Annotated in this window: 6 protein-coding genes and 3 pseudogenes; 1 reads left to right on the plus strand and 8 read right to left on the minus strand. The window is 40.3% G+C overall.

Annotation, left to right across the window (positions count from 1 at the left end):
- Position 1: 1 nt before the first annotated feature.
- The 3 genes and pseudogenes from NSU16_RS19570 to NSU16_RS19580 form a co-directional block, all read right to left on the minus strand.
- Positions 2 to 7,024: a DNRLRE domain-containing protein gene (locus NSU16_RS19570; RefSeq protein WP_339191767.1), complete on the minus strand. Its 7,023-nt coding sequence runs from the start codon at positions 7,022 to 7,024 to the stop codon at positions 2 to 4.
- A 170-nt stretch (positions 7,025 to 7,194) separates the two neighbouring features.
- Positions 7,195 to 8,132: pseudogene (locus tag NSU16_RS19575) on the minus strand (DMT family transporter).
- Positions 8,133 to 8,178: 46 nt separating this feature from the next.
- Positions 8,179 to 8,830: pseudogene (locus NSU16_RS19580) on the minus strand (SDR family oxidoreductase).
- Between the two features lie 407 nt (positions 8,831 to 9,237).
- Here NSU16_RS19580 and NSU16_RS19585 point away from each other — a divergent pair.
- Positions 9,238 to 10,002 (plus strand): TerC family protein, encoded by a 765-nt coding sequence (locus NSU16_RS19585; RefSeq protein WP_326232277.1) that lies wholly within the window; start codon positions 9,238 to 9,240, stop codon positions 10,000 to 10,002.
- Between the two features lie 120 nt (positions 10,003 to 10,122).
- Here NSU16_RS19585 and NSU16_RS19590 read toward each other — a convergent pair.
- The 5 genes and pseudogenes from NSU16_RS19590 to NSU16_RS19610 form a co-directional block, all read right to left on the minus strand.
- Positions 10,123 to 10,466, minus strand: a pseudogene (locus NSU16_RS19590) (universal stress protein); the annotation flags it as partial.
- 18 nt (positions 10,467 to 10,484) lie between these two features.
- On the minus strand, positions 10,485 to 10,805 hold the full coding sequence (locus NSU16_RS19595; RefSeq protein WP_339191768.1) for a hypothetical protein: 321 nt from the start codon (positions 10,803 to 10,805) through the stop codon (positions 10,485 to 10,487).
- Positions 10,806 to 10,902: 97 nt separating this feature from the next.
- Positions 10,903 to 11,406, minus strand: a complete 504-nt coding sequence (locus NSU16_RS19600) for a hypothetical protein (RefSeq protein WP_339191769.1) — start codon at positions 11,404 to 11,406, stop codon at positions 10,903 to 10,905.
- Between the two features lie 374 nt (positions 11,407 to 11,780).
- Positions 11,781 to 12,167: a hypothetical protein gene (locus NSU16_RS19605; RefSeq protein WP_010332474.1), complete on the minus strand. Its 387-nt coding sequence runs from the start codon at positions 12,165 to 12,167 to the stop codon at positions 11,781 to 11,783.
- 102 nt (positions 12,168 to 12,269) lie between these two features.
- Complete coding sequence (locus NSU16_RS19610; RefSeq protein WP_010332475.1) at positions 12,270 to 12,521, minus strand: hypothetical protein; 252 nt, start codon at positions 12,519 to 12,521, stop codon at positions 12,270 to 12,272.
- Positions 12,522 to 12,543 lie beyond the last annotated feature (22 nt).

The raw sequence follows: 12,543 nt of genomic DNA on the forward strand, positions 1-12,543 counted from the left end.
TTTATCTCCCCTTACGTAATCTTTTATTGATATTTCTATATGAATGCCACCTTAGTTTAATATGAGTCTCAGCTTGATTATTTGAATAGTGTCCCTTTGCGTTCATGGCCCCTTTTTTATGATGACTCATTCGATAATAAGGTCTTTTCCTTTGTCCTGAATTCCTTCCCATTAATCTTACTGTATGTTTTTTAGTAGTAACTACCCAACCTTTTTTAGTTTTAGCCCTTTTAATTACGCCTTTGTTTGCCTTTGCAACTTTTCTAGCATTCCAATACGTTTTAGATAATTTTCCAGCTTTATATAGAGTACGTCCTACTCGTAGATAGTTTCCTCCGATTGCTCCGCCAGCAGCACCTAAGGCTACAGATCCAACTAACCTCCAACCTCTTGCTCCCTTTGCCTTGGCAGCTTTGTAAGAAGAGACTCCTCCAATTAAAGCACCTGCTACCATCCAAACCCAATGCCCATCCGGATCAACATTCATCACCGGGTTATTATTTCCATAAGCATACCCATTCTGATCCAATGAATCACCGTCACTGCCCGGGTCTGGGTCAAGTGAGAGGAACACGCCGTTTCTTGGCTCGTAGTAGCGGGCCATGAGATAGTACAGGCCGGTTTCTTCGTCGTATTGGTAGCCTGCGTAGCGGTAGCGGTTGTCTTTTACTTCATCACTTGCTTCGGTTTTTGTTGGATTTCCCCATGCGTCATATTGATACTTGGCAACGGTTTTTCCCGTGCTGTCTGAGATGGCAATGACATCACCGTGTGCGTTGTAGTGATAAAAATATTTCTTGCCATTTTCTGTGTAGGATAATAGCTGGCCGCTGTCACCGTATGTGTATGATTTTGTGACTTTGTTGTCCGCGTCCGTTTCATACAAGACGTTCAGGCTGTCTCCGTCGTAGAAGTAGTTCGTGACGTTTTCGTTGACGGTTTTTTGGATTCTGTTTCCTTTTTCATCATATTTGTATGTTGCGAACGGCTTGTCTTCGCCTTTTTTTGTAACGGCAGTCAGGTTATCCTCTGCATCCCACGTATATGTGAATTTGCCGTCGGATGTGCGGTTGCCGTTTTTATCGTAAGAGATGCTTTCATCATTGACTTTTGTCAGCTGGTTCATGATGTTGAAGGAAGCATTCACCGTTTTGCTTGAACCGTCTTTTACAGTTGTAACAGTTTTTCGGTTCCCGAATCCGTCATATGTGTATTCAATGACAGTACCGTCTTCGTGGGTTTCTTTGACAAGCTGATTCAGCTTTCCATACTCATATTTCACCTTGCCGCTTGCTGAGCTGTTTATCGTTGTGCGGTTGCCGTTGGCATCATATTCATAGCTTTCTGTCAGAATGCTTCCGCCATTTTTGTCGCCGATATGAAGCGAGCTTACAAGGTTTCTTTCGTCATATGAAAAACTTGTTCCGCCGCCGTTGCCCGTAATAAAGGTTTGGACGTTGCCATTTTCATCATAATCAAATGAATAGGAAGATGTACTGTCTTTCATCTCAACCATTTGATCCAGTTTGTTATACGTAAATTGATTCGTTCCTTTTTGGTCCCCATGGCTCCATGAGAAGGTTTTCAGCTTATCGGAGTCACTAGGATATGTCCAAGTTTGGCTGCCGCCGCGGTCAGTCAATTCGGTTAAACGGTTTTTGTTGTCAAATGTCCGTTTCTTTGTGGTGTTCTGCTCTTTATTGACGACCGATGTTTCATTTCCATTTTTGTCATATGTGAAATTGTATTTTTCTGTACCGTTATACGATTTTGATTTCACCCGGTCTGTTCCATCATAAGAAAGAGACACTTCGTTGCCATTCGGTGAAATGGTTTTGGTCAGGTTGCTGTTGGCATCATATTCACTTGCTAGCACATTGCCCAGAGGGTCAGTTGTTTTCACAAGCTTGCCCATGACATCATATTCGTATTGATAGGTTTGATCTGCTCCCGCCCGAATGGTTTTGCTTACCTCATTGCCTTCCTTATCATAGCTGTGAAGGATAGACGTGCCGTTGGAGAGCGTCATGTTTGTCAACTGGTCTGCCTGATCATACGTATAGGTTGTTTTTTCACCTTTTGCATCCGTTTCAGCCGTTTTCTTACCCGTTTCATCGTAATCAGTTGAAGTAGCGTATCCTAGTTCGTCCTCTTCCTTGGTCACGTAGTTTCCATTGCTGTCATACGTGCTTTTTGTTAAAAGGCTTCCTTCAATCAGACGGATATCATCAAACCACGCTGTTCCTGTCGCACTCTTTTGGAACAGTATGCTGATATCGACTTTATTAATCGGCTTTGTTTTTGGTATAACAACAGCTGCGCGGTTCCATTCCTGTGTTCCAGAAGGGAATTTCGCGTTGTATACGCCTGTGCTTCCGTCCGCGTAAGTGACATTCGCCTGCAGAGAATAGTCTTTTTCATCTGTGAACTTGACGCTGCTGGCTTTCGACATTCCTGTCAGTGTGAGATAAACTGGTTTGTCGTTTGTACTTTGCCCTAAGACAACGGTTTGTTTTGTTACTGATCCGGCTTGGGACGCACTGGTCCGGGCAGCTTTTAATGATACGTCATCATTAAAGCCTTCTTCAGAATCAACGGATGCCCCGCTTGCGCTCCAGTTTTCCGTTGCTGATGTGAAACTGCTGTTTTGAACTGGGTTATAGCTTGACGATACTTCGCCTTTTTCCAGCTGAACTTCATCAAACCATGCTTTTCCTTTGCCATCTTTATCTTTATGATCGACTTCCATATACACAACAGCTTTTCCTGCATTCGCAGGAGTCGTAAAAGTGATTTGCCGTTTTGTCCAGTCATTTTTTCCGGCTAATGCACTGTATTCATTGTGAATCCATTGAATTCGTTTTTGATCTTTGTCTCGCAAATCAATGTTAAAGTAGGCTCTTGATTTCGCTAGATCTGTTTTGATTTTCCCGCTTAATGTATAGGTTGTATTCGGCTCCAGCTCAACTGTTTGAGTCGCTGACGAATACCCGTGATCTGTTCCGGCAGACGTTGATTGGCTCAAGACTTCCAATGCCTTTGATCCAGAAAGAACTCCGCTTTTATCGGCGATCACTGAGATTTTGCCGCTGTCTTTAGATGCAGTCAAATTCCAGCCGGATTTTTGCGCTTCAAAGCTTCCATCTTTCAGGATATTGGTTGAGGCTGATAACTCTTTGCTGGATTGAATCTGATTTCCGTATTTATCATAAACGGCTGCTGAAGACGATTTTCCGCTCTGATCGGTTTCGGATACAGCATCTAGTCCGTCATAGGCAATATCCGTGACATTGCCCTCGGTATCCTTCATCTTTGTGACATCGTTGTTTTTGTTGTATTCGTATGTCTCAGTTCCATATGCGTCTTTAACAGACGTAACGTTGCCATCTTTGTCATATTGATAGCTTTCCGTTGCTTTTCCTGTTCCGACGTCGTTTGGATCTACATCTTCTACGACATTGTTGCCTTCATACTTTGTATTCGTTGTAATTTTTAACCCTTCCGCATCATCAATGACCTGAATCGGATTTCCTGCTTCATTATAGCCGTACTGTACTTTCCGACCATTCGGCTGTGTCATGAGAAGCGTCTTTTTATCAGCATCATAGCGATAGACATATGTTTCTCTCTTAGCGTTAATCGCTTTATCGAGACGGTGCCCGCTATACTGATATTCGGTAAAGACAGGCTTTGCTTCGGTACTGTTGGCTGAATATTGTTTGATAAGGCGTCCTTCACCATCATAGTCATAGCTTGTGACAGTCCCATCTGTATCCGTGACTTTCTTCAGCAAATCATTTTCATATGAGTAGGTGACTTTCTTATTCTTAGGCCCGATGATGGAAGTCACATGGCCATTTTCATCATATGTGAGTGTGAGCTTGCGGCCTGATGCATCTGTAATGGCTGTCAGTTGATTCTTGTCATTATAAGTGTAGACGGTTGCATTGTTGTGGCCATCCACTATCTTTTGAAGCTTGCCGCCTTTTTTATTGAAATAGGCGTTTGTTTGATCCTTTGTTTTTAATATGAACTGATCAGTTGTTTCTGTTAATTCAAGATAGACACCGGTCGGCGGCTGATACGTCCCATCGGCTTTTTTAGTAAAGCGATGAGTAGTAGCGTCTTCATCAATATACATTGCCCCGCCGTTCGTCGGGATGACAGATGTTTCTGCATCAGCATACCAGCCTTGTCCAAATAAATGATCAGAGCTGTCAAGACTGTTGTAGGTTCTCGATAAGCCCAGTCCCGGTCCGCGCCCGTCAATTGACATATCCTCTTCATTCACAATGACATTTCCTGTCGCACCGTTTAACTGGCCACTTGGGATATCAATGATAGACCAGTATTCTTCTGTTCCAAGGAATTCTGCGCCTTCATGGAACGTTGGGTTAAAGGGTGCTGTCGGAATCGTTTCACCATTCGCATCATAGGCGGAAAGAGTGAAGGAATAATTCTTCTTCCCTTTGTAATTTCCATTTGCATTGTTATAGACAGGTGACGGGTCAAGTGCCAATTCACGGCCTTTTCCGTCTGTATGCAGCTTGTAGCTTCCGGCTTTTATTTCCTCAGAAGTCGGCCAAATGTTTTTATTTTGGGTTGTCCAATGATCCACGTCCCCAACATCATAGGACTGATATTCTTTTCCGTTAAAGATATTAATTTTATAGCCTTTCGCATTTTGAACCTTTTCCCATATCAAATTCACATAACCGGTTTGGCTTGATTTTGTGTTTGTATACACATAACCGGATAAGTTCTTTGGTTTAGCGATATCAGGAAGTGTCGGGTTGGCAGCCGGTGATGCAATGGCTTCGCCGTCTTTGTTATAGGCGATTATTTTAAATGAGTAATTTTTTTTGGCTGCATCCCCACCGGCGTTTTTATAGGTTGGTCCGGGATTGATCGGCAGCTCTGCTCCGTTTCCATCCTTTAGGTGAAGAGCATATTTTCCCGCTTTCATTTCTGCACTTGTCGGCCAGATCTTTTTCCCCTTGGTGGTCCAAGACGTCTGATTTCCGAGATCAAGTGTCTCAAAGCCTTTCCCATTGAACACTTGGACTTTATAGCCTGTTGCACCGGATACAGCTTTCCAAGAAAGATCGAAGTATCCTGTGGCATTCCCATTATTAAAGCCCTTTGTTGACGGTGCTTGTGCTTTTCCTACATTAGGGATAACAGGCTTTGCCGGTGCGGACATCGCTCCTTCTCCCTGATCAAAGATTGCACTGACGCCAATCCAATAGTTTTTGCTTGTGGCATAGCTTCCGCCGGAGTTCTTATACACCGGAGATGGATCTAGCGCTAATTCAGTACCGCCTTTGCCATCAAGGTGAAGCTTGTACTTACCGGATGAAATTTCTGCACTTGTCGGCCAAATGTTTTTCCCTTTTGTGCTCCAGGATGTCGTGTTGCCGACTGAGATCGCTTGATATTCTTTCCCATTATAAATCCATACCTTATAGCCTTTTGCACCATCGGCCTTTTTCCAGCTGATATTGAAAAAACCAGTGCCGTTCCCGTTATTGTATGCTTTAACAGCAGGTGTGCTCGCCTTCGGGATGGTGTATGTCACTTCAATATAAGGCTTATTGTTTGAGTTCGCTGAGGAAATTAGTTTTTTCCAGTATTCCTTACCGTTTCCGTTTGCATGAAGCTTGAATCCATAGTTGGCCCCGCCGGAGTTCCATGCCTTTACAGCCGCAGTCACATCGTAACTCGCCCACTGTCCTTTATGAACGTCAGCTTTTCCGATATTTTTAGACGCGGGTTTTGTGTTCCAAGTTACTTTTGCATGATCATAATTGCTGTTGACCGTATCCAGCCAAAGACCAGTTGCCTTTGTTCCGTAATAGGAATGGGCGACGTATGTTTTTAATGTCGCTTTGCTGACAGTCATATTTTGAATCGGTTTTAAATTGTTAAATTTCATGAACGCATAGTTTGTGCCTGTTGTTTTGTCGTAATAACCCGTTTTCAGTACATAGGCCTTCAGATTAGCATCCCATTTCTGTGAAGCTGCCGAATAGTTGGTCGTTGGGTAGGCACTCATGACAAACGTATCTGATGAAACAGATAAGGACGTTGACGGGTCGATAGACACTGGATACACGCGTTCAGGGTCTTTCAGCCAGTTCTCGTCTGCCGTGAGATGAAGCAAATACCCTTCATCATTCTTTTCCAGCTTATAGCTGACTTTTTCTGATCGTCCCACCTCACCGGAAAGCTCATCCAGTTTTGAATCAGTCATAAAAGGTTTAGGCACAGAAAAAACAACTTTTCCTTTTTCATCAGAAAAATCTATTGATCCGTCCTCTTGTTCTTTTGCCTGCAAATCGGTTTTGACCTGAAATGAAAATGTGTTGTATCCATCATACTGATGAAGGACTAAATCTTCTTTTATGTTTTCGTTGAATGTGAAAGTCTGAAGATCAATGTTCGGAAAAACATCCGGATAAACAATCTCATTACCATCAGTCTTATAATCTGCTGGAGTATCTTTCGGAGTAAGTGAAGTTTTATTTGGACCTTTTGCTGCTACAAGTGAATATGTAAGCTTGTGATCATTGTGCTCAAAAGTCGCATAAAGTCCGTTCTTCATTTGCTTTTGAAAATCTGAATTCAAAACAGCATTTTCAGTTTCGACTTGTTTGCTTGTCGTTTCTTTTAATTCAGGAGAAATCTCCTCCCAGTCTGCATTCGATGTTTCCTTTGTATGAATAGGATCAAGGTATACTTCCTGTTTATAAACACCGTCCCCTTCATAATAAAGCTTTGTGTTTTCCGTTCTTTCTGAGGTGATTTCTCCCTCTTTGTTTATATCCTTCTCATTAAATGGTACAGCTTTCTCTGTTTGATCATTCTGAAGGGTTTCTTCCGGATCAGCAGTTGCGACACGATTTCCGGACTCTTCTTCTGAAGTTTTTGCAAGTACATCTACTGGCAATAATGAAATCATTAGCGCCAACACTAAACATACGGCAATGAATCTCTTAACGTTCCGCCTCTTTCTTTTTTTCATTTTCTCTCTCCTTTTGTAATAAAAGTAATATTTACTCAACAATGTTAACGTCACTGAAATATTATTACAATATTTTTCTAGAAAATTTATCTTATTTTAAGATTTAAACAGAGCAAAAAGACCCAAAAAACCAAAAAAAGGCCCATTTAAGGCCTTTACACTTTTTTCTATCATGATTGAAATTGTTCTAAATCCTTTTCTTCAGCAGCTGCATCCGCCTTCCCTGCCTCCTGACAAGCGTCAAAGCCATACCCGCAAAGATCATTGCAATGCCGAGTGTCTGAAAAAGATCCGGGCGGAATCCCGTAAACACGGTATCCAGTACGATCGCGACAGCGGGGTCGAGAAAGACAATGATCGAAATAAATTTCGTTGATAAAAATCGCAAGCTGTCAAAAAACAGCAAATACACAATACCTGTATGAATAATACCAGTGGAGACGACCATGATCCAGTTCCCCTGAGACAGGTCAGCAAAAGCGCCAAAATGAATAAACGGAAGGAGGATGATGACACCTAATCCGGTCTGCAAAAAGGTTGTCGTATAGGGGCTCAGATTGTGAATGCCCTTTCCTAATAACGTTGTGAATGCGTAAAACAGCGCGGCGAGAACTGCCCAAATGATCCCCGATCCCATCAGCTGGCTGAATGAAGTATTGCCGTTAATGCCGGAAATCAGCGCCGTGCCAAGAAAACAGATCATAATGGAACTGACGGAGATGACATTCAATTTTTCTCTATAGATGATGCTCCCCAGGAGAAGAACAAGCACCGGTGCAAGGTGATAAACGGAAATAGCGATCGTAATGGAGGTTTCTTCAAAAGACTTAAATAAGAAGACCCAATTGAATACCAGAAAGAAACCGCATGCTAATGTTTGCAGGACTTCCCGCTTGCTCCATTTTTCAGTTTTATGCTGACCGGACGCCAGCCAGCAGACGCTTAAAAATAACGTCGCGCACAGACAGCGGACAAATACCAATTCAAATGACGGCAGATTGGTATGCTCTGAAAAAAAACCAATGGAACCGAAAATCACCATGGAGATGACCATTTTCAGCACGGCTGTTGATTTTTGTTTTGGTAATAATAAAAGATTTTGCTGCATCAAACGTATTCTACCTCCAGTTATGTATATGGAAATGTACCCTTTATTATAGTTTCTTGCCCGCCGTCCAGCCGTCTATGGCTAAGTTTGAGCTGTAACCGCATTAGAAGCATTAACTTCATAGAGAAACGATATTTTACTTGACTGCCCTCGCGTATGAGGGGCATGATTATCTATAATAACTGAACCATTTCATCGTCCTTGAAACGATTCTTCCGTTAATTCTGTTTGGATCACACCCGTTGAAATGCTATTCCCGATTCCCTTTGAACATAGCGAGCTGCTTTGGCAGTCCGATGACCGCATGCTTGGAGGACATATAAATAGCCCGCGCAGGCTCTGCCATCAAGTGGACACAGAGCGATGTTAATCATACACCTTGTTTTCCCCCCTCAGATCACAGCCTTGCTATCATGTATATCACTATTTGAATGATGCGGCTGATCATTCTAGAACAGGGTGATTTCCCTTATTCCTGCTGCGTTGAATAAGATATCCGGATGTAATTGGCTTTTCTTCAAGCTTTGGCATCAAAGATCCCGCCTGCTGGACTTCAGACAAGTCTGCCTCTTCCTGTTTACTATAAATTCTGACATTTCATCCGTTTGAATATCTACTCCATCGACCCGAAAGCTGTCCGCTAAAGATTATGTGACCGCCGAAAAGCTGATTGCCGTTTCTCTATTTGCCCCAGTAATTAGTCATTCTTTTTTTGCCATTTTCTGCTTTTACTCACTTTGATAATTTTACATAAGCTTGCATATTATAGTTTGTAATATCATGTAGGATCGCCATCCATCCTCTATTTTCCATATGTTTATCATACAGACATTTACCAAAAAACTCACCTGTTTTTTAAGGAGAGAGATCATTATGGTTCAAGCTTCAGGTGCACGATGAAATGATCAAATGACTATTTTACATCTGTATCTGTTTCAAAAAAGCCCCGGATTCCTTTCTTGTTCCAGGTTATTTTTTCTAGTAAGAAAGAAAAATCCATTAAATACCGAACTACTCTTTAGAGTTAACTATAAATGAGAAGGGAAATACTGTTGATATTGAAACTTTTACGGCATACTTTACAATTTAGAAAGGAAAGATGTGGATGGAGTCTATCTGGCTTGAATATGTCTGGACATTGTTCATTTTAATCGGATTAGAAGGACTGCTATCGGCTGACAATGCTCTTGTACTGGCAGTTATCGCCAAGCATTTACCCAATGATCAGAAAAAGAAAGCGATAAATTATGGAATCATAATGGCATTTGCCTTCCGATTTGCGGCGCTTTTTGCCATTTCGTTTATCGCAAACGTCTGGCAGATTCAGGCGATAGGAGCAGCGTATCTTCTTTACCTGGGCTTAAAGCATGTGATTAAGGCCCGTTTCGGGAAAAAAAGTAAGAATATTCATGAGGAGGACAAAGAGGAGGCTGCCGGGAAAGGTTTCTGGCCCACAGTCGGAAAAATTGCTTTAGCGGACCTCGCTTTTGCCATTGATTCGATTCTGGCTGCGGTTGCTTTAGCTCTCGGGCTTCCTGATTCACCACTTGATGATTTCGGCGGCATGGATGGAGGACAATTTATTATTGTTGTCCTAGGTGGGATTGCAGGCCTTATCCTAATTAAGTTTGCAGCAACTTGGTTTGTAAAGCTTCTTAATCAACGCCCTGCACTGGAAACAACCGCATATGCCATTGTGGCCTGGGTCGGCGTCAAACTGGTGGTCATTACCCTTGCCCATGAAGACATTGGAATCCTAGATCATCACTTTCCACACAGCACCACCTGGACACTAATCTTCTATGGCGTATTAGTGGCCATTGCTTTATTCGGTTGGTTTGCGCCGGCCAATAAATCAACAGAGAAATAAAGATATAAAAGTATATTGGTCATTCAAACATATGCGTATTAATATTTGAAGCCAAACAAGATAGAGGCGTCCCCTTACTGATTAAGGGAGCGCCTCTTTTGGGTAACATGTACATTTCATCTATCGAACAATTAATACAGGACAAGGCGATAATTGAGACACTTTGTGGCTGACACTACCAAGCATCATCTCTTTCAGGCCGCTGATGTCCCGGCTGCCGACTACGATCAGGCAGACACCTTTCTCTTTTGCGGTATCTAAAATTTCCTGTGCTGCTCTCCCTGCGTGTAAATGATCACGGCTTGAACGTCGTTTTTGGCTACTTCTACTTTTGCCTTCTCAAGGATTTTCATGCCTTCTTTTTTAACCTAATTCCTGAATTCATCAATAAAATGTTCAGGCACATAGACAATTCCCATCAGACAAGAAGTCGTAACGACGGCTTCTCTCCCCACATGAAGCATTCTTGCATTTCCTATATATCATTGAATAAAAATAATTCCAAGCTGCTTTTTAAATATAACCTTTACCTTTGGTTCGTTATGAATATATATAAATAGTTCAGAATTACACCTCTTTAATTGAGTAACATTTATAAAATTAGATTCAAAAACAAGCAACTCATTGAAGGCGAGACTTAGATTGCACTCCAAAGCATATACATCCATTGTCAGAATCAGTTTAAAGCCTTTCATATCTTGGATAGAATACATGAATACTTCTGCAAGGGGATCACTCGACACGCTTATTGGCTCACTTTCAAACAGTTCTAATAAGTCATATTCATTGTAAGTAGTGAACATTTTAAACAGCCCCTTTACTTTTTATTTGTTGTTGCTAGAAAAAGATGATAATTGCAAAAACCTTGAAAGGTTCCCCCTTCAAGGTTTTTCTTTATTATTATTTTAATGCCTGTTCTAATATGTTGATTTCATTATCTCCTACATCGTTTATAATGACACCACAAATATTGTCATCACAATCCAAACAAAATAATACGTGATTATTTTCTATAAGAGATTCTATCTCATGAGCTGAAAATTGAATATAAACTGTCTTATCTGTTATATATACGTTTAATATTCCTTTTCCATCGATATACGTTTCATTCTGTTGTCGGTCTACGCTAAGAACAGGAACCCCTTTTATTGGTTCAATGTTTTCAATATTCCATTCTTTAGATTTATAAACATTTTCACACAGAGTTAATGTAATAGAACGAATTTCTCCTGTTTTTTGTGCAAATCCTATTTCGATTAATGATTTTTTAAAATCTCCGGTTCTCCAGTATACCGTTTTATCTTCTGATATATCCCAATTTCCAAATTCTATATTAATTGGTGTATAGACATCAAATTCTATTTTCATAGGCTTTTTATCTCTACATTCCAATGTTTTTAACATGATTTCAAATTACCTTCTAATTATAGTTTCTTTCCCAAAACAACTTTCTTGAATGGCTTTCTTCAATCATACTCTTATACTTTACGTTCACCCTTTAGCAACTCTATTTATATCCGCAATATCATTTAATTTTTTTTCAGTATTCTTTTCCTGAATATATAAATACCTAAAGGGAGTACAAAGGAAAATATGCCAAATGAAAAACCAGAAATCAAATATAACTCTATATCGTTAACTTGATTGGCATTTGCTAACCAGATTGTCATGATAGTTAGAACTATTCCTGCTAGGAGGAAAACAATCTGAATGATTAATAATGATTCATTTATTTTTCTCAATAAAAATTTCTCATCTATCTTCTTCACTTTTTATATTTAAACAGAATCTCTTAAAAATTCTACGCTTATCCTGTCAACCTTTATCTCAACATGTTCCCCAATCAAATAAGGATATTCAGAAAAATACTCATCTTCATCAGTAAGAACGATTCCTGCATCAATTGAATCCTCTTGTAAAACTCCCCTAATATAATATTGATATCCTAAACCAATTCGTTCTAAATCCTTCGTTTCTTCTTTATTTTCACGAATAACTAACTCATCCAAAATTGTAAAACCAACTAATACAGGATATTTTTTCCCTACTTCAATTTCATAAGGATAGACAGAAGAAAAACCTGTAAATTCAACCCCTTCTATTTCGAGGATCACTTCCTCTTCGATATGTGGATCAATTCCTTTAACAAGCGCTTTATATATCATAGGAGAACCTCTTTGATTTTTTTATAATATTGAATGAGATAGAGATTGTTTTTATACATTAAAACCTTGAAAGGCGTTTTGCCAATAAGGTTTTATCTTAGACTAAGACTCAAAAGTTGTTTTTTCTGGAAATACACCGCCTTCTCTTACTAAACAAACAGCTAATCTTTGTGCAGCTCGATCGAAATAAAATGTTGATGGGAGATCTTTATCAGGAATTTCTTCTAACTCTGAAAACTTCCTAGTTATTTTATTTAATTTCATTTTGCCCATAGTATTTTCGATAGGCCCGAATTTGTAAACCACACTTTCATCATCTTCATATTCTTTTAGTAATAAAATGTATAAAGCCAATGTTTTTTCCTCATTTTAATAA

It is taken from the genome of Bacillus sp. FSL K6-1003, assembly GCF_037964945.1.
Lineage (GTDB): Bacteria > Bacillota > Bacilli > Bacillales > Bacillaceae > Bacillus > Bacillus mojavensis.